The sequence below is a fragment of the Arthrobacter sp. NPDC057009 genome, from assembly GCF_042673905.1.
Lineage (GTDB): Bacteria > Actinomycetota > Actinomycetes > Actinomycetales > Micrococcaceae > Arthrobacter.
Window position 1 is genome coordinate 1 of the sequence record NZ_JBHUSB010000003.1, and the last position, 20,314, is coordinate 20,314.

The window sequence follows — 20,314 nt, forward strand, 5'->3', positions numbered from 1 at the left end:
GTGGAATTGGACTCTAGACAAGCCCCACTCCACCCGGAGGTCTTCTTCATGTCACCGAACCACGCCGAGCGTCACTAACGTCCGTGGTCAATACATCTAGGCGGGTGGGGGCTGCAGGCGGGTGGCGCGCAGGACGGCATCTGCGAGTACGGCCGTCTGCCCGTCCGGGCCCGTGGCCTCCCGTTCCCGGCTGGCCGCCACCTCTATCCGCCATTCGGGCGGCGCGATGCCGAGTTCGGCTGCTGCCTGCTCCGCCGTGAAGAGCATCTCCGGGCCACTGTGTGCACCGCCGCCGGCGTTGGCGCCTCCGTCAGCGTGGCCGGTTCCGTGCGAGTGGCTGCCCTGGCCAGACATGCTCCGCCACGGCGGCAGCCCCTCGGGATGGTGGCCGACGATCAGCAGCGTCCCGCCAGGCCGCACCGCGGCAGCGGCCACCCGGTGCGGCCTTTGCCATGGCGCGTCAGTGGAGTGCAGAAACTGGGCGGACACGAGGTCGAACTGCTCCTCAGGCGCCCACGCGTCAAGGTCGCGCTGCAGCCAGGTGATGCGGTCCCGGACCGCCGAGCCGGCGGCATGCTGCTCGGCCCGTTCCAGCGCGACGGCGGAGACATCCACCGCGGTCACCGTCCAGCCCTGCTCCGCGAGCCAGAGGGCATCGGCGCCCTCGCCGCAGCCCAGGTCCAGGGCAGTGCCGGGCTGCAGCCCGCTTGCTTCGGCCACCAGTTGCGGGTTGGGCCGGCCGCTCCACACCCGCGGGCGGCTCCGGTACATTTCGTCCCAATGGCGTGCGGCGCCGTCGTGCCCCTCGTGGTCCATGGGGAATACCCTGCCACAGAATACAGGGGGCAACTAGGGCGTGCGACGCCACAGAAAAGGCATCAGGCACAGAAAAAGCATCAGGCACAGAAAAACCGCGCTGCGGCCACCGGGGTGGCCGCAGCGCGGTTTCTGGTTCGCGCGGCTTTTGTCGTGCGGAACTAGGAGTTGGCCGAACTAGGAGTTGGCGGAGCTGACGGCAGCAGCCGGGCTGGTGCTGTTCGCGGCCTTCCATTCCTCGATCCGGGCCTGCTGCAGCGGCGTCTGGCGGTTGAAGTACCAGGCGGCACCCAGGAGCAGGAACCACAGCGGGGCAACCACCAGTGCGAGGCGCGTGTCCTCGGCCTGGGCCAGGGCCACAAGCATGAACACGAAAAAGCCCAGGACCACGTACGGCATGAAGGCCGAGCCCGGCATCTTGAAGGCGGACGCCTCGTGCAGCTCCGGCCGGCGGCGGCGGAACACGATGTAGCTGATGAGGATCATCGACCAGACGAACATGGTCAGCACCGAAGCCACGGACGTGACGATGGTGAATGCGCCGATCACGGAATCACCCGCATACAGCAGGACCAGGCCGGCCAGCAGGAAGATGCAGGAGAACAGGAGCGCGTTCTGCGGAACCTTGCGGACGCTCAGCTTGCCGAAGGCCTTCGGTGCGTTGCCGTCCTGCGCGAGCCCGTAGACCATGCGGGAGGTGGAGTAGATGCCGGAGTTGGCGCTGGAGGCGGCCGAGGTGAGGACCACAAGGTTGATCACGACGGCGGCGATGCCCAGGCCGGCGAGGGTGAACATGCCGATGAACGGGCTGCTCGCGGGATCGATGCTGCGCCACGGGTTGACGGCCATGATGACCACCAGGGCGCCCACGTAGAAGAGCAGGACGCGGACCGGGATGGAGTTGATGGCCCGGGGGAGGTTCTTTTCCGGATCCTTGGTTTCGGCGGCCGCCGTGCCCACGAGTTCGATGCCGGCGAAGGCGAAGATGGCGATCTGGAAGCCGAGGATGAAGCCGAACAGGCCGTGCGGGAACATGCCGCCGTCGTTCCACATGTTGGCCAGGTTGGCCACTGCGCCGCTCGGCGAGGTGAAGTTGGTGGCGATCATGACGATGCCGGTGACGATCAGGGCGATGATGGCCACCACCTTGATGATGGCGAACCAGAATTCAGCCTCACCGAAGGCCTTGACGGTGGGCAGGTTCAGCAGGATCAGGACCACGGGCGTGATCAGGGCGGGAATCCAGAGGGGAGTGCCCGGTGCCAGCTTGTCCACGTAGCCGGCGATGGCTACGATGTCGGCCACGCCCGTCACCACCCAGAAGAACCAGTAGGACCAGCCGGTGAAGAAGCCTGCCCACGGGCCAAGGATGTCGCCGGCGAAGTCGCTGAACGACTTGTAGTTCAGGTTGGAGAGCAGGATCTCGCCCATGGCGCGCATGACGAAGAACAGCATGAAGCCGATGATCATGTACACGAAGATGACGGACGGGCCGGCGAGGGAGATGGTCTTGCCGGAGCCCATGAACAGGCCGGTGCCGATGGCTCCGCCGATGGCCAGGAGCTGGATGTGGCGGTTGCCAAGCCCGCGGGTGAGGTGCGGTTCCCTGCTCTGGCCGGGGTCGGCATGCTCTGTGGACGGTGGAACGGAAATGCTGGTGGTGCGTTCAGACATCAAGTCTTCTTCCTTGTCACAGGTGCCGGCACATGCGGATAGGTGGCGTGCCGGCCGCGTCGTTCCGCAGCAGATGTGACGGAACTAACAGTTGGGATGGTGTTAAGACTAAGAGCGGCGGAAGGCGGCCGGTGCGCGCAGCCGGCCGTGCCGCCTCAAGTGGGGCTGCGGGAATGCCTGTCCGACGGGCGCGGTGGAGCGGCCGGAAAAGCGCGTTCCCCCAGCCCCGGCGGGAATCCGGCCGCGTCAGCAGGAAATTCGCAGTGACCACGAAACGCCGCAATAGTCTTCGACATATGTCCAGTTTGCCAGCCCCAAATGTCGTCCATTGTTGTCCGTGAGCTGCGTCACGCACTTTTCGGCGGGTTGGACGTGCAGCAGAGTCCTCCGGCTGCCGCCCAAATGAGCTGCGCGGAAGCTGCTCCGGAAACCGGGACGGGCGTGCAAGGCCCGGATGGTAGACTGGTGGCACTTGATGTGCAGTGATGCCCGCTTTGCTCTGTAATTTGGAGGCGGGCTTTTTTCATGTGAGAGGCACATCCTGCGTCGATGAACGCTATTGGTCCCGGCGGCCGTTGCCTGAACACGGGCAGCAGCCCGGTTGACCACCTGACTTTTCTTCGGCGACCCCCTGAGCCAACCGGCGTCGGGGGCCGATATCCGCTGGATACCGCCTGAAAGACCCTGATAAACCAATATGACTACTTTTGCTGCCCTCGGTACGCCCAAGGCACTCTCCGAAACCCTGGCCGCCCAGGGCATCGAATTCCCGTTCCCCATCCAGGTCAAGACGCTGCCCGACACCCTCGCCGGCCGCGATGTCCTGGGCCGTGGCCGCACCGGTTCCGGCAAGACCATCGCCTTCTCCATCCCCCTCGTGGCACGCCTCGCCGAGCGCGAAGCCGCCTACTTCCGCAAGCCCGGCCGCCCGCTGGGCCTGGTCCTGGCGCCCACCCGTGAACTGGCCACCCAGATCAACGCCACGATCGAGCCGCTGGCCAAGGCCATGGGCCTGAACACCACGGTGATCTACGGCGGCATCTCGCAGGCGCGCCAGGAAAAGGCGCTGCGCGCCGGCGTCGACATTGTCATTGCCTGCCCCGGCCGCCTGGAGGACCTGATCCGCCAGCGCATCCTGACGCTCGAGGCCGTCGAGGTGACGGTCCTGGACGAGGCAGACCACATGGCCGATCTCGGCTTCCTGCCCGTGGTCAAGAAGCTCATGGACATGACCCCGAGCCAGGGCCAGCGCCTGCTGTTCTCCGCCACCCTGGACAACGGCGTGGACAAGATCGTCCAGCGCTACCTGTCCAACCCGCTGACCCACTCCGTGGACGATCCGCAGGCGGCGGTGACCACCATGGAGCACCACGTGCTGGTGGTCAACGACCAGACCGTCAAGAAGCAGCTGATTGTTGAACTGGCTTCCGGCGCAGGCCGCCGCGTGCTGTTTATGCGCACCAAGCACCATGCCCGCAAGCTGGCGAAAACCCTGACCGACGCCGGGATCCCCGCCGTCGACCTGCACGGCAACCTGTCGCAGAACGCCCGCGACCGCAACCTTGCCGAGTTCTCCTCCGGTGACGTCCGCGTCCTGGTGGCCACCGACGTCGCCGCCCGCGGTGTGCACGTCGACGACGTCGAGCTGGTCATCCACGTCGACCCGCCCACCGAGCACAAGGCTTACCTGCACCGCTCCGGCCGCACCGCCCGTGCCGGCTCCGACGGCACCGTGGTGACGCTGACCCTGCCCGAGCAGCAGACGGACGTCAAGAAGCTGATGAAGGCTGCCGGCGTCGACGTCACCTTCGAGCGGGTCACCGCAAACTCACCGGTTGTGGCTGAGCTGGTGGGCGAGATCGCGGAGAAGGTGGATCCCCGGACCCGCGCCGCGCTGCTTGCGGCCAAGCTGCCGCAGCAGGGCGGCGGCAAGTCCACCGGCGCCAACGCCGAGCGCAAGCGTGCACGCCGCCAGGCATCGCCCACGGCCGGCGGCCGGGGCGGGCGCGGCGGCCGTGGGCGGGTTTCCGCCGAGGCTCCGCGCACGGACCTGCCCCGCGCCGAGCGCCGTGCCGCGGCCTACGAGGGCCGCGCTGCTGCCCGTGACGCCGCAGAGCGCGTGATCGAGGAGCGGCAGGACCGCGCGGATGCCGAGCGCGCCGCACGCCGCAACTCCCGGGGCCGGGGCCGCCCCACCGCCTATGCGCACCACAACGACGTTCCGTCCGCCGGCGGCCGTGCCTCGGCCGGACGCGGTTCCGACGGCCGCACCGCCGAAGGCCGCGGTGCCGGGCGCCCGGCAGGCACGGGCCGTCCCGCGTCAGGTGCCGGCCGCTCCGCAGCAGCCGGCGGAGGCCAGCGCAGCGGACGTCCGGCCACCGGCCAGCGCGCCGCGGGCGGCCAGGGCAACGGGGGCTCAAGGGCTGTCTGGTCCTCCACCACCGGCGGCACGTCCGGCGGCTCGTACGGTTCCTCCACGGGCGGCGGCAACGGCGGCAGCGGCCGCTCGGGCGACGGACGTCCGGCCCGTAAGGCCCCGCGCCGCGCATCGGCTCCGGCCTCGAACGAACGCCGCGGCCGCTAAAACAGACATCGAGTGCTCCGAAAACGCCGTTATGAACGCTCATAACGGCAGTTACGGAGCACTCGATGTGTTTTTAACGGGAATTCACCAGCCGCGGGCGCGCCACTCCTCAAGGTGCGGGCGTTCGGCGCCCAGGGTGGTGGGCTTGCCGTGGCCCGGGTGCACCACGGTGTCGTCCGGATAGACGCTGAAGATCCGCTCGGTGACATCCGTGATCAGCTGGTTGAACCGCTCCGGGTCCTTCTGCGTGTTGCCGACCCCGCCCGGGAACAGGGAGTCGCCGGAAAAGATGTGCGCCGGGCCCTCGGGGTCCTGGTAAACCAGCGCCACCGAACCGGGGGTGTGGCCACGGAGGTGGACCGCCGTGACGTCGAACCCGTCGAAATTGCCGACGTCGCCGTGGTCCAGCAGCACGTCCACCGGCACGGGAAGCTCCGGGGCATCATCGGTGCCGGCAGCCGTCTTGGCCCCGGTGGCTTCAACGAGGCCCGGCAGCGCGCGGACATGGTCCCAGTGCTGGTGCGTCGTGGCGATGAGTGCCAGCTTCGGCTCGCCCGAGGTGTCGCCGGCGGCATCCGCCAGCAGGCCCTGGATGGCCGGCAGGTCGTCCGCGGCGTCGATCAGCAGCTGCGCCCCGGACTCCCTGGCCGTCAGCAGATACACGTTGTTGTCCATCTCGCTGACCGAGATGCGGCGGATGGTGATGTCCCGAAGTGAATGAATGAGCGTGTCCATGGGCCCAGTCTAGGGAGCGGAACCAGTCTAGGGAGCCGAATCAGCCCCGCGCCGGTCCCGGCCGGCCGGCAGCATCTTCAGCCCCGCCGCGCATCCCACAATGCCCGCGATGAACAGCACCTTGAGCGGGCTGAAGGGCTCGACGCCGGTGGCCATCGCCCAGCCGACCGTCAGTGCCGCTCCGATCCCCACCCAGACGGCGTAGGCCGTGCCGAGCGGGATGTGCTTCACCGCCATGCCCAGGCCCTGCATGCTGAGCGCGGCCGTCACGATGAAAACTACCGTGGGCAGCGGGCGGGTCAGGCCGTCTGAGAGGCCCAGCGCCGTGGCCCATACGGCTTCCAGGATTGCCGAGGCGAGCAGGATGATCCACGCTGTGGCGGGCTTTGCGAGCATCACGCCACCGCCTTCAGGCCAACCACGCACGCGGCGATTCCCGCGAGCAGCAGCAGCCGCACCGCCGTCGGCCGTTCAACTCTGGCGGCGATGGCGTAAGCCGATGTCAGCACCACGCCCACGCCGACCCACACCGCGTAGGCGGTGCCGGTGGGAATGGACTGCATCGCGATGCCAAGACCCGCGGTGCTGGCCACGACGGCGACGAGGAAGAGGGCCCCGGCCGCGAGCCGGCGCCGGCCGGTCGACTGGGACGCCCGGTGCAGCGCTGCCGCCCACACCGCCTCAAGGGCGCCGGAAAGAATGAGGATGAACCACGACATGACAGATCCTTTGGCCAGTCTTGTCGCGCACCGGGTACTGAACCGTCGTCCGGAGGTCCGGAAGGGGGACCTTGGTTTTTACCATAGCAACGCCCGACGGCGGTGGCCACCGTTGGTGGCAAGAGTCACCGCCGGCGGGCGCCGGGGTTAGGGTGCCGCCGTCAACGTGCGCTGCGGTTCAAAGGTTCCGGTCAGAGCCTGCCTCCGGCTGCCTCCGGCGCCGCGGCGTCACGGCCGCCGTCGCCGATGGTTTCACGGGCAACGAAGTTTTCGATGTCGAAGGTGTTGTCCGCGCGTTCGGCGATGTTCAGGAGGGTGGTCATCGAGGCGACTTCCTCAACCTGCTCCTTGAGGAACCAGAGCATGAACTGCTCACCGAGGGCGTCGTCCTCGGCCCTGGCCGCCCGGAAGAGGCTTTCGATGCTGCGGGTGACTTCCTTTTCCTGCTGCAGCGCGAGGGACAACGGGTCGGTTACGGAGGTGAAGTCGTTGCGGACGGCGGGCACGCCCGGGATGCTGACGGAAACGCCGCGGTCCACCATGTACTGGACCATCATCATGGCGTGGTTGCGTTCCTCCACCGACTGCCGGTAGAAGTACTTGGCCAGCTGGGGGAGGTCCTGGTTGGCGAACCAGACCGCCACGGCAATGTACTGCTGGGAGGCCGCGAATTCGTTGCCTATCTGCAGCAGCAGGAGGTCACTGAATTTTGACTTGCTCATGGCCCCGAGTCTAGGTTCCGGCGCGGGGTGTGGCTAGAGCCGTTAACTAGTCACCGGATCGATTGACACTACGGCCAGGAACCCGCGGCCCAGGATCTCCGGCGTCTGGGTGTCCGAACCCACCACCACGTCGTAGCGGTCGAGTGCGGTGGGAGTTTCCGCCGGATCAGCATCGCCGGGGGTGACGCTGGCCTGCCCCTGCAGCAGGATCCCCAACTGGCCCTTGAACACCGGATGGGCACGCTTCTTGGACAGCTCCACGATGGAGGTGTACGCCTTGAAGGTGCCCTCCCTGGTGATGACGTTGAGGTTGCGGATATCCCCGGTGGGCAGCGCAGAGAAGGATTCCGCGCCGCCGGGGAACCGGAAGGGACGGTACTTTTCCAGCGGGTGCTCGGTTCCCTCCACTGAAAGCAACAGCAGTTCGCCTTCGATGACGGTCAGCAGGCGTTCCATTCCCGGGAAAGCGGAGTACGCCCCGGCCTTGGTGACGTCGGCAATGCTGACCCGCCAGTCCCATTCGCCCTCTTCGGGGGAGTGGCTGGCCAGTTCGCGGGTGACGCCGCCGCCGTTGCGCCAGGGCTGGGGTTTGATGTCGGCGAAGCGGATGATCTGCATCAGCCCAGCCTATCCGCGCGTTGCCCGCACACTCCCTCCCCGCGTAAAGTCGGCGACGGATCGCTGCGGTCAGGGGCGACGCTTTCAACAACAAGGAGCCGGTCAATGTTCGTCAAAGTCTGCGGCCTGAGCACGCCAGAATCAATCCGGGAGGCCGTGGAAGCCGGAGCGGACGCGGTCGGCTTTGTCCTGACGGCCAGTCCCCGGGTGGTTTCACCGCACCAGGTTACCCAGCTCGTAAAGTCCGTACCTGAGGGCGTCGCCGCGGTAGGCGTCTTCCGTGCGGAACCGGCTGCCGACGCGGTGGCCATCGCCCGCGCGGCGGGGTTGAGCTGGATACAGCTTCATGGGGAACGCACCCCGGACGATGTGAAAACAGCGCACGACGCCGGCATGAAGGTCATCCGTGCCGTCACCATGGGTGACGCGCCGGACGCGTTTGCCGACTGGGGAGAGGAACTGCTGCTGATCGACGCTGCGGTTCCCGGTTCCGGTGAAGCCTGGGACTACGGTTCCGTACGCGAGAAAGGCCTGGAAGGACGGCAGTGGCTCCTGGCGGGCGGGCTTGACTCCGAGAACGTGTCCCAGGCCGCGCGCGATGCCGGGGCGTGGGGCGTGGACGTGTCATCCGGCGTCGAGCAAAGCAGGGGAGTGAAGGATCTGGCCAAGATCAGGGCGTTTGTGACGGCAGCCAAGGGCTGAAACTGCCCGTGACTTCGTCGATGACAGTCCACGGCGCCAAGACGCCCGCCGCACCCCTCTATGCCGCCGGATTCGTGACGGCATTCGGTGCCCACAGCATTGCCGCCGGCATGGGCGCGCAGAGTGGCAACATCGGACTGACCCTGCTCAACCTGGGAATCCTGCTGGCGGTCTACGACATCTCCGAAGTGTTCCTCAAGCCGGTCTTCGGGGCGCTGAGCGACCGGATCGGGGCCAAGCCGGTGATCGTTGGAGGACTCATCGGCTTCGCCGCCCTGTCCCTGATCGGCCTGTGGGGCGCCAATCCGCTGATGCTGGGCATGGCCCGCCTTGGCCAGGGTGCCGCCGCCTCGGCCTTCTCCCCGGCGTCCTCGGCGATGGTGGCGCGGCTCTCGGCAGGGAAGAACGCCGGGACCTTCTTCGGCAGGTACGGATCCTGGAAGAGCCTCGGATACGTGATCGGCCCGCTGCTCGGTGCCGGGCTGATCGCCGCCGGCGGCTTCGCGCTGCTGTTCGGGGTGCTGTCAGCGCTTGCCGCGGCCACCGCCCTGTGGGTCCTTCTCGCCGTGCCGCACCTGCCGCCGCTTCCGCGCCAGCGGTACACCGTGCTGGACCTGGCACGCCAGGTGGCCGAGCGCAGGTTCCTGGTCCCCACCCTGGTGCTGGCCGCATCGATGGCGGCCATGGGGGCGGCCATCGGTTTCCTGCCGGCCCTTGCCGTGCAGCACGGCCTGGACCCGGTGGGCGCCACCGCCGCGGTGAGTGTACTGGCCGTCGCCTCCCTGCTGGTCCAGCCGCGCGTCGGGGCGATGCGCGACAGGCACGGCATCGGTGACGCCGGCGGGATGCGCACCGGTCTGCTCCTCACCGCCGCCGGGGTCGCCCTCGTGGCGGTGGCACCGGGTCCGGCCACTATCTTCATCGCGGCTGCGGTGATTGGCGCGGGCGTCGGCGCGGCCACGCCGCTGGGCTTTGCGCACCTGGCGGACGGCACGCCCAAGGAAAGGATGGGGCGGACCATGGGCTCGGCCGAGCTGGGACGCGAACTCGGCGACGCCGGCGGCCCGCTCGCGGTGGGAGCCGTCGCCACGGCCGCCTCGCTGCCGCTGGGCCTCGGGCTGCTCGCGCTCCTGGTCGCCGCGGCCGCGGTCCCGCGCCTCACCCCCATCGTCAAGGTGCCAGAGCCTGAAGGCTAAGCGGCTGGGGATTAAGGGTTAAATCAGGGCACATCCCGGGTCATGTCAGGCTCCCCGACCGGCAGAATGGACGGATGAAGACACTCCTGAACATCATCTGGCTGGTTTTCGGCGGTTTCTGGCTGGCGCTCGGTTACTTCGCCGCGGGCGTCGTCTGCTGCCTGCTCATCGTGACCATCCCGTGGGGGATTGCCTCCTTCCGGATCGCGTCCTACACCCTCTGGCCTTTTGGACGGATGGTGGTGGACAAGCCGGGCGGGAACGGGGTGTTCTCGCTGCTCGGCAACGTGATCTGGCTGCTGGTGGCCGGCATCTGGATCGCAGTGGGCCACGTGGTCACGGCGGTGGCCATGGCGCTCACCGTCATCGGCATCCCGCTTGCCATTGCCAACCTGAAGCTGATCCCGGTTTCCCTGATGCCGCTCGGCAAGCAGATTGTCCCCACCGACAGGCCGTTCATCACCGCCTACCGCTGACCGGCGCTGCACGCGGCCAGCTCGTCAGGCCAGTTCGCCCTGCAGATTCCGCCGTGCGGCTTCCTGCCACAGCTGCCGGGCCCGCTCGGTGTGGAAGAGCGGGTCCAGTGCCAGCAACTGGCGGACGACGGCGGCCCGTCCGGCCGCGAAATCGGCGTCGCCGATGTGCGCATAATCTTTCCGGACGGCCGCCACATACCGGGCGTAGGGCTCCGGTTCCCCGCCCAGAACGGACAGGTCGGCGTCGCAGAGGAGGGCGCCGTCGTCGTCCCCTTCTTCCGGCCGGTGATCGGAGGTGAGCCGGACCAGCCGGGCCACTTCCTCGACCTCCGCGTCCGGGAGGCCGGTCTGGCTGAGCCGCATTTCGGCGAGCCGGGCGGATTCCTCCTCGTCCTGGCCCGCGGTTCCCCGGTAGACGGCGTCGTGGAACCAGGCCGCCAGCACCACTGTGCGCGGCGGCCTGGCGGGTTCGGTGAGCAGGTCCAGTGCCTCCAGCACCGCGAGCAGGTGCGTGCAGCCGTGGTATTTGCGGTGGCTCTCGCTCCAGCGGTCCAGCAGGTCCAGGAACAGGGCGTCGTGGCCCGGCATCACCGTATTCCAGCGGTTGAAGAGCGGAGTCTTGAGGGACTTTGTGCGGCTGCGCGCCGGAATCCGCAGCCCGCTGGCGATGAGTTTCCGGACCAGGACGCGGGCCTCCACCGGAATGGCACCGGCGGCAACCAGATCGTCATAGCGGCGCTGCGGGACGTCGTAGTGGTCGCCGTCGAAGGCCCGCTCCGGGATGCCAGCCGCGGCGGCGAACGCGTGCAGCTCCGCCAGGGAGGTGTCCGAAATCAGGTGCGAAAACAGTGTTTCGTGGGCAGGCCACAGCGGCGGATCGAGGTAGATGGCCATGGGGAGAGTCTAGTGCGCGCCGGCACAGCACGGCGTAGCAGCACGGCGCAGCCCTGCCGTGCTGCCTACGGCACGGCAGGCGTACTACCGGCCACCGTCTGCCGTGCCGTAAGACCGGATTCAGCTGTGACGAAGGAGCGAAACAACGTCAAAGCAGCTGGGTGAGCCTGGTCGCAATGGAAACACACACTATGGCAAGGAGGGCCGCTGCGGTGTACACCGCAACCTTCGGCACGCGGGCATCCGGTCGAGCTATGCGCATGGCATCGCACGTCACCACTGCTACGACGGTGGCAACACCGGTCAGAAAGACGATCATGACGCACCTGCCGTCGAAGCCTGGGTCCTCCTGGCGCCAAGGACCAGAAGGAGGAGCGTGATCAGGGACAGCACGAGCACGGCCACGGGCGGGGACCACACCCGGGCAAAGACCATGGCTGTGGACACGATCGTGGAGAGGGCCAGGCTTGCTGCCACGGCGATGGAGACGGCCAGCGGAAGGGTGCCGTGCCCGCCCGAGCGGTGGGCGCGGGCGCCGTCCGCGACGTCTGCGTCTCCGGCGCCGAGCCGGAGGCAGAGAACCAGGGCTGTTCCGGGCCCGGCGAGCATCAGGAGGCCGATGACCACCATCCGCAGTCCCTCCGGACCGAAATATGACAGCGGCACCGCTGCGACGGCAATGGCCGCCGCAGCCCATGCGATGTATCTGCGATCAATTGACATTGCCTACTCCTTGGATATGGAAGACCACGCCGCCGGCATTCTCAAACAGTTTCGACCAGTGCGGCAAACTGCCACAGGTGGCGATGAAGCGGTCAAGATCCCCCGGTGGCGTTGTTTCGAGAAGGTCCGAGGCCAGTTTCTGGCTTGTGGTGACGATCAGATAGGCGCCGGACTTCTCGGCGATCTTGTCGGGCACGTCGCAACTCAGTGGCTGCGGGTCGGGCATGGGCTCGGACGGCAGCAGGGCACGGTAGTCGTAATCGGCGTACTTCCGGAACTGCCAGGGCGTGTTGCCGACCGCCTCGATGAGGATTGAGCCGTTCGGTGCTGTCGCGTAGAGCTGATTGACCAGTGCGATTTCATCGGTCGTGAACTTTTCCATGCTGGTGTTGCCGTAGCGGCTGACCACGGTGGCGGACGCCAGGACGGATCCCACCGCCAGCAGGGCCAGCGCGCGCTTCCAGCCGGGGGCGCCGCGATGATCCGGCAGGAATGTCAGCACTGCCAGGCAGGCGGCGAACGGCAGGCTGAACAGGTAGAGGCGCATCAGCAGCTCGCCCCCGTATGGCTGGCCCGGGATCAGAAGCAGCGGGGCCAGGGCGCCGAGTGCGGCGGTAAGCCAGGCGGTGCGCCTCCGATGAGCCAGGAATGCCCCCAGGGCGGCGAGGAGCCATACCAGTGCCACTTCGGCCATTCGGATGGCGACGACCAGCACGTGCGGAGGGCTGCCGGCCACCCGCTCGGAAAGCGCGCCGAGGGTATGCGCCTCGATGTCGCCGAAGGATCCGAACAGGTGGGTCAGGTGGCCATCGGTGAAATCGCTTGCCACGAACACCAGCCACCCGACGGGCAGCACCAGGGCGAGGATCGGTAACGATGGCATCCGGAGCCGCCCGCTCAGGAGGAACAGGGCCAGAATCGGGATGGCGGCGAACGGCGTGAGCTGGTGGGACGCCGTCGTGGCCACGAGAAGTCCTACGCTGACCACGAGCAGGATGACCGCGTCCAGCGGCTGCGGGCTCGACATGCCCTGGTGGGGCACAGTGGGATCAAGACGGGTGGCGGTCCGGGCCAGGAACCGGGTCAGCGGGTTGCTGCCTGTCGGCCAGGCCCAGCCGCTGAAGGCGCTCAGCAGGCATGCCAGCAGGGTGACCAGGAGCAGGAAGCCGTACGCCTGGGGCGCGAGGTAGTCCTGCCCCACCCAGCTGGTCAGGTAGAAGAGCCAGACGGCCGCCCACGCCTGCCGCGGCTGCGACGTCAGCCTCCGGGCCAGCGCCAGGAGCGGTGCCAGCAGCAGCAGATTCGTTGCCAGCGGTGCCCAGGTGGCGAGGCCCATCAGGTCACTGACGCCGGTGGCGCCGGACAGCAGGACCAGCAGGTTGAAGAACCCGGGCCAGTTGAAGTAGGCGTCGATGGTGGTGTCCAGCTGACCGGACTGCGAGATGTAGTCGGCTATGCCAAGATGCCGGTAGCTGGCCTGCAGCCGGGGCAGGCCGTGGATGATCGGATCGGCGGCATGCAGGATCACCACCAGCACCAGTACCTGGGTGGCCAGCAGCGCGGGCGTATGCCGGCGCAGGTTGAGAGTGGCGACGAACGCGGTCAGGCTCAGGAGGATGGCAATGAAGAAGGCCGGGGGCACCGCTTCCACGAGCCCGGTCCCGCCGATCCGCGCGGGATCGACGGCGAGCAGGCTCCAGATCCCAAGGGTAAGGGCTGCTGCCGCCATCGCGGCCAGGGTGATCAGCTTCCAGCGCGGCGTGGGGCCGTGGTGTACGACGGCGGGGGGTTCTGTCCCGCCGTGCCTGGCACCGCTGTGCTTGGGCTCGGCGTGTTCGCCGTGCCTGGGCTCGGCGTGCCGGTGCGGGGTATGTGACGGCGGCGCCGACGCCGTGGACGTAGGTTCTGGTGTCATGGCTTCTCGATTCCGGTCGGCTGGTGAAGGGGCAGTGCAACCTGGACTACGTGGGCGGTGGGCCTGGCGGAGGTCAGCATCCTGAGGCGCCAGACGGCCATCAGGGCAGCAGTGGCCTGCGCGGCGGAGCAGAGAACGGAGACGCCGGTGAGGCCGAACTGTTGGGCGGTGAAGGCGGCCGGGGCGACGATGAGGACAGCGGCGGACACCGCCACTGCCGTAGCTTCGGCGATGCGGCCCTCGGCCCGGCACAGGCCGAAGTAGATCTGGGTGACGCAACTCAGCAGCAGAGCCGGCACCAGGATGGGGAGCAGGATCGCCGCCGCGGCGTACTCCGGTCCAAGGACACGAAGAAGGAACGGGCCGACGGCCAGCAGCAGCACTCCGGTTACCAGCGTGAGGCCGAGGCTGGCCTTGAGCGCCGTGGAGATAAGCCCCGACCGGGACCTGCCGCTGGCCAGTGCGGTCTGCAGGGAGAGCCCTGCCGACTGCGGTACAAAGAACACTGCGGAGGCCATCATCCACACCATGTACCAGGAAGCCGTTGCGGCATGGCCGAGGACGGCGGCGACGATCAGCGGGAGGAGGTAGCCGGGGGCATGGTCGGCGAGCATCAGCGCATGGTTGGGCAGGCCCGGCTTCAGCAGCCGCAGGGCCGGACCGGGTCTGAGCCCGTGTTTCCAGTCCGGCGCCACCCCGGCACGCCTGAGCTGGCGCAGGCCGAGGATCACGCTGGCTGCGGCGCCGGCGCCAACTGCTCCGACCACCACGGCTACTTCCCGGATTCCGGTGGCCAGCGCAAAACCCAGTACTGCCAGCTGCACCACGCTCTGGGCAAGGCTCCTGACGAGAGCGCGGTCGGCACGTTCCTGTGCCACGCCCACATGATCCAGCTGGTACGCGAATGCGGCGAACAAGGCAGTCGTGGCGAACAACGGCGTCATGAGCGGATCATGCCAGGCCAGCCCCAGGCCGGACCCCAGCACATAGGTCACGCCAATGATGGCGCCGGCCAGAACAAGTGTGGAAACCCCGACGCTGAGAAAACTGCCGGCAATCAGCCGCCGGCCGCCGTCGGACTGTTCAGGAAGCAGGGTCAGGGTGGCCTGCCCTACTCCCAGCATTCCCAGCTGCACCGTCAGGTGCGCCGCAGCCGCAACGGCGGAACCCATGCCGAGCTGCTCGGGAGGCAACATGAGGGCTGCCACTGCCCAAAACAGGAACCCGATGGCCATCGGTGCCACCCGCGCCGCGGTCAGCCAGGCCGCGTTCCCGCCCACGGAGAGACCGGTGCCGGGCGGGCGCAGGAGTTCCCCGAACATCGATCTGTAGTTGTACACGAGGAAGCAGACCCAGTAGGCGAGGAAACGGGGTGCCTGCAGCAGCGACAAGCCGACGCCCCGGATCGTGGCCAGCAGCGGCAACACCAACAGCCAGCCGGCGCGGCCGGGGTGCTTGCGGATGGTGCGTGCGAGCCCGGCTCCGTCCTGGAGCCACTGGTCACGCGCGGTGTCGAAGGAGTCCGTGAACCGGTGCCGCACAGCTGTGGTGCTGGAAACGCCGAGCCGGTAGCCGGCATCTTCAAGCCGGATCCTGAGCTCGATGTCCTCGCCGGAGCGGAAGGCGTCGTCGAATGGCACGGACAGCAGCACGTTCTTCCGCATGAGCGTGGCGGAGACGCCGAACCACGAGCGGACCCGGCTGTGGATGTGGTGCCAGGCCAGGGCAGCGCCCCAGTACCCGGGCCCATCTGCCTCGCTCACCAGGCCGAACTGCAGGCCGTCGTAGCCGCAGGCCTTGAACTCGTCCAGAAGCCCGGCCAGGGCACCAGGGGGAAGAATGACATCGGCGTCGATCAGCGCAACCAGGTCAGAGCGTGCGCTCTGGACGCCGAGCATCCGTGCTGCCGGAAGCCCGCGGCCCCCGTCAGAGATGACCCGGGCGTCCATGGACTGCGCGATCTCCACCGTATCGTCCGTGGAACAGCCGTCCACCACGATGATCTCCCGCGGATTTTGGGCGCGGATCGATTCCAGGCAATCGCCGATCCAGTGGGCCGCATTGCGCGCGGGAACCACAACGGACACCTCGAGGTTGCTGACGTGGGCACCGCCCATGTCACTCCTCCAGTTTGGAGCCGATCAGGCCCGCAACGTAGTCAGACGTCCGGTCGGCGGACCACGCGGCGGGGATCCTGAGAAGGGAGCACGGCACGCCCTCCAGGGCCCGGCGCACCACGGCTGCCTTCTGGCTGAAGAATTCGTCCAGCGGAACCAGGCCGGTTGCGCCGAGGGCCTCGATCAGCCGCCGCGAGACTACCGGGAGCTCCGAATGGAAGTTTCCGACGATGCGGGAGGTCATCCATTCACGGCTGCGCGTCTCCAGCCGGGCTTCGGATCCGTCGTAGCGTTCCAGGAAGATTGCCAGCCGGGTGGGCGCCGCCGGCGAGATGCCGGCCTGCCCGAAGACGAGTTCCGGATGGACCATCCGGTGTTCGGGGGACCAGCGGCGCGTGAAGGCGGCTGTCTTCGGATAGCGGACGATCACCGGATGGACGGCCGTCGCGAGGTGGGCCACCGTATTCGTGAGCCAGCCCGGGGCGAGGGGTTTGCGGGCACCGCTGAACACCTCGGGGTAGATCCTGCGGTGGTGCGGCTTGAGGAACATCGGCTTCGCATAGCCCAGGAGCATGCCGTCGGCGTCAAGGAACGCCCAGTCATCTGCCATGAACCGCACGCCGGGCATGGCCACAAGTTTGGCAACCGTGCTGGTCTTGCCTACGCCGCCCCACGCGGGAAGGAGGACTCCCGAGCCACGGAAATCCACCACCGCCGCGTGGATCATGGCGGCGTTCTGCGTGATGCAGAGCCGGTCCAGCAGGGGGATGACGGCCGTGAGCAGTTCGCCGCGGCCCCGGACAGAGTAGCCGTCACCGGTTTCCTGCACCTGGACGCGGTCCGCCGGAATGTAGAGCGACTCCGCTGTGAAACGGTAGGCATCCTCTGCGTGCGACTGTTCGGCCACGTCGGCCGCTTCGGCGCTGACGTGGAGCCGGAGCGGCGCACGGGAGGGTCCCAGGAACGGAGCGAGCATGTCCCGCAGCTGTGCTTCGCCGGGTGTTTCGGCGGCCACATCGATGCCAACGAGGCCATGGACATCAAAGCTGGCGCCGGTGGACGGGATCGCGTCCCTCAGCATGTCTTTCTCTGACTGGCTCATGCCCGGTGGCCTCCCGAGGTCTCGGCGGCCCTGGCCGTAGAGGCAGGTGTGTAGTGCGGGTATATCCGGATCATTTGACTTCCCTCCAGCTGGCGTGTGGCTCGTGCGGCGCGAGTTCCGCGTCCGCCGGAACAAGGGGCAGGCGGCGTCCCCGGATGTACCCGCAGGTAGTGACGGCCAGCACGGCGACCGTGGCCATGGCGCGGCGGAAACCCGCGGGGTCCGTTCCCCGGATCCTGCCTGCTATGCCCGAGGCCACGGCACGCGGCAGCACACCGCGGACGTACCGGCGCTCGGGGCCAAGGGCACGCTTGTGGCCGACGATCTTGCTGACCAGTGCTTTGGATATCCCCTCAGACCAGCCACGCCGCAGCATGTAGCTCAGCGTGCCCCGCTGGGCGGGAACGTAATGGTTCACCAGGGCCGCCGGTTCGTACACCACGCGGCCGCCCGGCGAACCAATGACCGCCCGGATGCAGATCTCCGTTTCCTCGCAGCCCAGGGGCAGCGAGTTCTGGCGGCCAAGGGCAGTGTTGAAGCCACCCACAACCTGCAGGACCTGGGACCGAAAGGACATGTTGGCACCGATGACGTTGCGCACCTCGGCCGCCACCTTGGGCATGCCGCGGTGCGTGCAGCCGACAATCCAGTCCAGCTCCTGGCCGAAATAATCCGGCCGGCCGGTTTCCCAGTCCGGCACCACGCGGCCGCCCACGGCGAGCACGTCGGGGTCGTCGTACAGGGACCCCAGCCGCTCCAGCCAGTCAGGGGCAGCCACTGCATCGTCATCGAGAAAGGCAACCACACCGGCCGTCGCCGCAGCGGCGCCTGTGTTCCGTGCTCCGGAGAGGCCCTTGGGCCCGGTGTTCTCCAGGATCACCACGTCGTCGACGTTGAAGATGAGCCGCTTGTAGAGGTCCACGTTGTAGTCCACCACCACAATGGTCTGCTGGGGCGGCAGCGTCTGGGCGCGGACGGATTCGACGGCGGCCATCAGCCTGTCCCAGCGGTCTTCCGTGTAGGAGCAGATCACAACCGAAATTGCCGGAAGCCCTTCAGAATGGTTCACCTTATTCACCCGCTACCAGGCCAAGGACGGTTGCCGGATCCGTCGGAATGTGGGGGAAAAACATGCTGGGATATCTGTATTTCACGCGTCTTAGTGATTCGGGCCGGGCGCCGGCTGTGGGTGCTTCCCAGCCCACGCATTCACGCGCCAGGGTCCGCAGGACGCGCCATCCGTCACGGAAAGTATGAAGATTCGAGTTGCCGGAGATCCGGGTCAGCTCGTTGCTGGGGACCTCGGCAATCCGCAGGCCCGCCCTTGCGGCGCGGACGATCAGTTCGGTTTCGATTTCGAACCCTTCCGATTCCAGCTCGAGGATCTGCAGGCATTCGCGCCGCATGGCGATATAGCCGTAGCAAAGATCGGAATAGTTGCTGTGCAGGACCAGGTTGGCGAGGCCGGTCAGGGCGCGGTTACCTGCGCTGCGGAGCAGCGTGATGTCCTCGGAACCGCCGCCCGTCACATACCTGGAGCCCTTGACGAAGTCGAACTCATGCTGGAGCGGCGAGACGAACCAGCCGATTTCCTGCGGATCCATGCTCCCGTCGGCGTCCAGCATGACGATGATGTCGCCGGATGCTGCGGACAGTCCGGCCCGTACGGCGAAGCCTTTTCCGGCGTGCGGTTCGGAGACCACCACGACGTCCAGGCGCAGCGCGCGGGCGACCTCAACGGTGCTGTCCAGGGAACGTCCGTCGACGATCACAACCTCGTCCACATACGAGGGCATGCGTCGCAGGACCCATGGAAGGTTCATGGCCTCATTGAGGGTGGGAATTACCACGCTGATGGAGGCCAGGGGTACCGGTAGAGCATTTGGTGCACGGACAGATGAAACTTGTATTGGGATGGTCACTAGCCTCACCACTCATCGGAGTCGTATGCCTATGCCCCTCCCGCGCAGCCCTCCCGGCTGGGTACGGGAAAATTGAAGCGCCTGCTGCTGCGGTATTGGCAACTTTGCTTGCACTCCCCCTCGGAACATGTTGGGCTGAGCAACTTGTAAAAAGCTTGGGAATTCTTCAACCGGGCCCAGTTTTAGGGGTATAGGAACCCTAGGAAACCCCCAAGCTCCTATGCCACACTGTCCCCATGGCCGAGCCATCGCGCAGTCCCCGCCAAAAACATCGCATGCGCTTCGGTGTGCTCGCCGCGGCGGCGACGCTCACGGCCTGCGGCATTTTGGCCGGACCGGTGGGCATGGAAGCACAGAGGGTGCCATCGGACCGCCCTTCGTCGGCGGAACCGTCCGAAGCATCTGCAGCACTCCCCACAGTGAGTCCATCAGTGCGGGCGTCCTCTGCGGCGCGCGAGGCAGCAACACCACGCCGCGCACCATCATCCCCGGCGGCGGAATCCCGGGAAACAGCGCAGTCGGCAGCACCGCGTCCCGCGCCGGAACTCAAGGCGGCGGAACAGCCAGCGGCGGAACGGCCGGCGCCGGAACAGCCGGCGGCGGCGGGGCCTGTGGAGGCGCCGCCGCCTTCCACCGAATCGATCCACAAAGTGCCAATAGGCGACCTTCCGGGCTGGAAGCAGGTATTTCGGGAGGAGTTCAACAAGGGCAATGTGCCGATCGGCGCTTTTCCAGGTCCGGCTTACTCTGCGAAATGGAGTGCAGGATATAAAGACGGAACGCCGGATACCGCAGGTCAGAAGGGGATGAAGTCCGGCTACTACCCGTCCAAAGTGCTGAGCGTTAAGAACGGCATGCTGGACTGGTATCTCCATTCGGAGAAGGGGATCTCCATGGGAGCGGCGCCTGCGCCCAAGATTCCGAATGACAGTAATCGTGACAAAAGCCTGCTACCGCGGCACAACAGCCTGATGTACGGGAGGATTTCGGTGCGGTTCAAGGCCGACTCCCTCCGCGGCTATAAGGTTGCATGGCTCCTTTGGCCGGATAGCGGTGTATGGCCCCGGGACGGAGAGATAAATTTCCCGGAGGGGGACCTCGCCAAGACCTTCTACGGCGCTGCCCATTACCGGGGGAATGACCCTGCGGCGTCTGACATGTTCCAGTCGCACACCACTTTCACGGATTGGCACGTCGCCACGATTGAGTGGACTCCGGGCAAGGTCGAATTTATCCTTGACGGCCGGTCGCTGGGAGCCAGTACAACACTGACGCCTAATACACCCATGCACTACATTCTCCAGTCCGAGTCATGCCTTCCCCGGTGTCCTGCACCACAGACAGCAGGGCATCTCTACCTGGACTGGATCGCAATCTGGAAGCCGGCCTAGAAGCCGGA

General features: G+C 67.2%; 20 protein-coding genes and 1 riboswitch. Of the genes, 5 read left to right on the forward strand and 15 right to left on the reverse strand.

Going from position 1 to position 20,314, the window contains the following annotated elements; translation table 11 throughout:
- Positions 1-96: 96 nt before the first annotated feature.
- Both ACFTR6_RS04550 and cycA read right to left on the reverse strand, forming a co-directional pair.
- Entirely contained in the window at positions 97-816 is a 720-nt protein-coding gene (locus ACFTR6_RS04550; protein WP_377957029.1) for an SAM-dependent methyltransferase, read from the reverse strand.
- A 177-nt stretch (positions 817-993) separates the two neighbouring features.
- Positions 994-2,490, reverse strand: coding sequence for a D-serine/D-alanine/glycine transporter (gene cycA, locus ACFTR6_RS04555; RefSeq protein WP_377957030.1), 1,497 nt, complete (start codon positions 2,488-2,490; stop codon positions 994-996).
- 697 nt (positions 2,491-3,187) lie between these two features.
- Between cycA and ACFTR6_RS04560 the strand changes: the two genes are divergently transcribed.
- Entirely contained in the window at positions 3,188-5,074 is a 1,887-nt protein-coding gene (locus ACFTR6_RS04560; protein ID WP_377957031.1) for a DEAD/DEAH box helicase, read from the forward strand.
- A gap of 84 nt (positions 5,075-5,158) precedes the next feature.
- On the opposite strand, the gene ACFTR6_RS04565 is transcribed toward ACFTR6_RS04560, so the two are convergent.
- The 5 genes from ACFTR6_RS04565 to ACFTR6_RS04585 all read right to left on the reverse strand — a co-directional run bounded on the left by ACFTR6_RS04565 (position 5,159) and on the right by ACFTR6_RS04585 (position 7,868).
- On the reverse strand, positions 5,159-5,809 hold the full coding sequence (locus ACFTR6_RS04565) for an MBL fold metallo-hydrolase (protein ID WP_377957032.1): 651 nt from the start codon (positions 5,807-5,809) through the stop codon (positions 5,159-5,161).
- A gap of 27 nt (positions 5,810-5,836) precedes the next feature.
- The gene (locus tag ACFTR6_RS04570) at positions 5,837-6,205 is read right to left on the reverse strand and encodes a DMT family transporter (RefSeq protein ID WP_377957195.1); all 369 of its coding nucleotides are present in this window, start codon (positions 6,203-6,205) and stop codon (positions 5,837-5,839) included.
- On the reverse strand, positions 6,205-6,528 hold the full coding sequence (locus ACFTR6_RS04575) for a DMT family transporter (RefSeq protein WP_377957033.1): 324 nt from the start codon (positions 6,526-6,528) through the stop codon (positions 6,205-6,207). Before ACFTR6_RS04575 ends, ACFTR6_RS04570 begins: the two co-directional genes overlap by 1 nt.
- A gap of 9 nt (positions 6,529-6,537) precedes the next feature.
- Positions 6,538-6,603: riboswitch (guanidine-III (ykkC-III) riboswitch) on the reverse strand.
- Positions 6,604-6,719: 116 nt separating this feature from the next.
- Positions 6,720-7,250 carry a ferritin gene (locus ACFTR6_RS04580; protein ID WP_076799833.1) on the reverse strand — a complete coding sequence of 177 codons (531 nt, stop codon included), beginning with the start codon at positions 7,248-7,250 and terminating at the stop codon, positions 6,720-6,722.
- Between the two features lie 42 nt (positions 7,251-7,292).
- A complete protein-coding gene (locus tag ACFTR6_RS04585; RefSeq protein ID WP_087874059.1) occupies positions 7,293-7,868 on the reverse strand; it encodes a HutD family protein in 576 nt (191 codons plus the stop codon).
- A gap of 105 nt (positions 7,869-7,973) precedes the next feature.
- On the opposite strand from ACFTR6_RS04585, the gene ACFTR6_RS04590 reads away from it, so the two are divergent.
- The 3 genes from ACFTR6_RS04590 to ACFTR6_RS04600 all read left to right on the forward strand — a co-directional run bounded on the left by ACFTR6_RS04590 (position 7,974) and on the right by ACFTR6_RS04600 (position 10,242).
- Positions 7,974-8,570: a phosphoribosylanthranilate isomerase gene (locus tag ACFTR6_RS04590; RefSeq protein WP_377957034.1), complete on the forward strand. Its 597-nt coding sequence runs from the start codon at positions 7,974-7,976 to the stop codon at positions 8,568-8,570.
- A gap of 20 nt (positions 8,571-8,590) precedes the next feature.
- On the forward strand, positions 8,591-9,766 hold the full coding sequence (locus ACFTR6_RS04595) for an MFS transporter (protein WP_377957196.1): 1,176 nt from the start codon (positions 8,591-8,593) through the stop codon (positions 9,764-9,766).
- Positions 9,767-9,840: 74 nt separating this feature from the next.
- Positions 9,841-10,242, forward strand: a complete 402-nt coding sequence (locus ACFTR6_RS04600) for a YccF domain-containing protein (RefSeq protein ID WP_076799840.1) — start codon at positions 9,841-9,843, stop codon at positions 10,240-10,242.
- Between the two features lie 24 nt (positions 10,243-10,266).
- Here ACFTR6_RS04600 and ACFTR6_RS04605 read toward each other — a convergent pair whose 3' ends face one another.
- The 8 genes from ACFTR6_RS04605 to ACFTR6_RS04640 form a co-directional block, all read right to left on the reverse strand.
- Positions 10,267-11,136: a DUF4031 domain-containing protein gene (locus ACFTR6_RS04605; protein WP_377957035.1), complete on the reverse strand. Its 870-nt coding sequence runs from the start codon at positions 11,134-11,136 to the stop codon at positions 10,267-10,269.
- A 148-nt stretch (positions 11,137-11,284) separates the two neighbouring features.
- Positions 11,285-11,455 carry a hypothetical protein gene (locus tag ACFTR6_RS04610; protein WP_172411802.1) on the reverse strand — a complete coding sequence of 57 codons (171 nt, stop codon included), beginning with the start codon at positions 11,453-11,455 and terminating at the stop codon, positions 11,285-11,287.
- The gene (locus ACFTR6_RS04615) at positions 11,452-11,859 is read right to left on the reverse strand and encodes a hypothetical protein (RefSeq protein WP_377957036.1); all 408 of its coding nucleotides are present in this window, start codon (positions 11,857-11,859) and stop codon (positions 11,452-11,454) included. Before ACFTR6_RS04615 ends, ACFTR6_RS04610 begins: the two co-directional genes overlap by 4 nt.
- Positions 11,849-13,774 (reverse strand): hypothetical protein, encoded by a 1,926-nt coding sequence (locus ACFTR6_RS04620; protein ID WP_377957037.1) that lies wholly within the window; start codon positions 13,772-13,774, stop codon positions 11,849-11,851. The genes ACFTR6_RS04615 and ACFTR6_RS04620 overlap by 11 nt, the downstream gene beginning before the upstream one ends.
- Positions 13,771-15,891, reverse strand: a complete 2,121-nt coding sequence (locus ACFTR6_RS04625) for a glycosyltransferase (protein ID WP_076799845.1) — start codon at positions 15,889-15,891, stop codon at positions 13,771-13,773. Before ACFTR6_RS04625 ends, ACFTR6_RS04620 begins: the two co-directional genes overlap by 4 nt.
- Before the next feature lies 1 nt (position 15,892).
- Complete coding sequence (locus tag ACFTR6_RS04630; protein ID WP_076799847.1) at positions 15,893-16,993, reverse strand: hypothetical protein; 1,101 nt, start codon at positions 16,991-16,993, stop codon at positions 15,893-15,895.
- Positions 16,994-17,063: 70 nt separating this feature from the next.
- Complete coding sequence (locus tag ACFTR6_RS04635; RefSeq protein ID WP_076799848.1) at positions 17,064-18,062, reverse strand: glycosyltransferase; 999 nt, start codon at positions 18,060-18,062, stop codon at positions 17,064-17,066.
- A gap of 1 nt (position 18,063) precedes the next feature.
- Positions 18,064-18,927, reverse strand: a complete 864-nt coding sequence (locus ACFTR6_RS04640; protein WP_335633060.1) for a glycosyltransferase family 2 protein — start codon at positions 18,925-18,927, stop codon at positions 18,064-18,066.
- Between the two features lie 224 nt (positions 18,928-19,151).
- Here ACFTR6_RS04640 and ACFTR6_RS04645 point away from each other — a divergent pair, with 224 nt between their 5' ends.
- Positions 19,152-20,306: a family 16 glycosylhydrolase gene (locus tag ACFTR6_RS04645; protein WP_377957038.1), complete on the forward strand. Its 1,155-nt coding sequence runs from the start codon at positions 19,152-19,154 to the stop codon at positions 20,304-20,306.
- The last annotated feature ends 8 nt before the right edge of the window (positions 20,307-20,314 follow it).

What these genes read in the sequence shown, in the direction of transcription:
- ACFTR6_RS04565 (WP_377957032.1), bottom strand. Translation starts at nt 5,809, where the DNA reads ATGGACACGCTCATTCATTCACTTCGGGACATCACCATCCGCCGCATC.
- ACFTR6_RS04590 (WP_377957034.1), top strand. Translation starts at nt 7,974, where the DNA reads ATGTTCGTCAAAGTCTGCGGCCTGAGCACGCCAGAATCAATCCGGGAG.
- ACFTR6_RS04570 (WP_377957195.1), bottom strand. Translation starts at nt 6,205, where the DNA reads ATGCTCGCAAAGCCCGCCACAGCGTGGATCATCCTGCTCGCCTCGGCA.
- ACFTR6_RS04630 (WP_076799847.1), bottom strand. Translation starts at nt 16,993, where the DNA reads ATGAGCCAGTCAGAGAAAGACATGCTGAGGGACGCGATCCCGTCCACC.
- ACFTR6_RS04600 (WP_076799840.1), top strand. Translation starts at nt 9,841, where the DNA reads ATGAAGACACTCCTGAACATCATCTGGCTGGTTTTCGGCGGTTTCTGG.
- ACFTR6_RS04585 (WP_087874059.1), bottom strand. Translation starts at nt 7,868, where the DNA reads ATGCAGATCATCCGCTTCGCCGACATCAAACCCCAGCCCTGGCGCAAC.
- ACFTR6_RS04550 (WP_377957029.1), bottom strand. Translation starts at nt 816, where the DNA reads ATGGACCACGAGGGGCACGACGGCGCCGCACGCCATTGGGACGAAATG.
- ACFTR6_RS04580 (WP_076799833.1), bottom strand. Translation starts at nt 7,250, where the DNA reads ATGAGCAAGTCAAAATTCAGTGACCTCCTGCTGCTGCAGATAGGCAAC.
- ACFTR6_RS04610 (WP_172411802.1), bottom strand. Translation starts at nt 11,455, where the DNA reads ATGATCGTCTTTCTGACCGGTGTTGCCACCGTCGTAGCAGTGGTGACG.
- ACFTR6_RS04595 (WP_377957196.1), top strand. Translation starts at nt 8,591, where the DNA reads ATGACAGTCCACGGCGCCAAGACGCCCGCCGCACCCCTCTATGCCGCC.
- ACFTR6_RS04625 (WP_076799845.1), bottom strand. Translation starts at nt 15,891, where the DNA reads ATGGGCGGTGCCCACGTCAGCAACCTCGAGGTGTCCGTTGTGGTTCCC.
- cycA (WP_377957030.1), bottom strand. Translation starts at nt 2,490, where the DNA reads ATGTCTGAACGCACCACCAGCATTTCCGTTCCACCGTCCACAGAGCAT.
- ACFTR6_RS04605 (WP_377957035.1), bottom strand. Translation starts at nt 11,136, where the DNA reads ATGGCCATCTACCTCGATCCGCCGCTGTGGCCTGCCCACGAAACACTG.
- ACFTR6_RS04645 (WP_377957038.1), top strand. Translation starts at nt 19,152, where the DNA reads ATGGCCGAGCCATCGCGCAGTCCCCGCCAAAAACATCGCATGCGCTTC.
- ACFTR6_RS04575 (WP_377957033.1), bottom strand. Translation starts at nt 6,528, where the DNA reads ATGTCGTGGTTCATCCTCATTCTTTCCGGCGCCCTTGAGGCGGTGTGG.
- ACFTR6_RS04560 (WP_377957031.1), top strand. Translation starts at nt 3,188, where the DNA reads ATGACTACTTTTGCTGCCCTCGGTACGCCCAAGGCACTCTCCGAAACC.
- ACFTR6_RS04615 (WP_377957036.1), bottom strand. Translation starts at nt 11,859, where the DNA reads ATGTCAATTGATCGCAGATACATCGCATGGGCTGCGGCGGCCATTGCC.
- ACFTR6_RS04620 (WP_377957037.1), bottom strand. Translation starts at nt 13,774, where the DNA reads ATGACACCAGAACCTACGTCCACGGCGTCGGCGCCGCCGTCACATACC.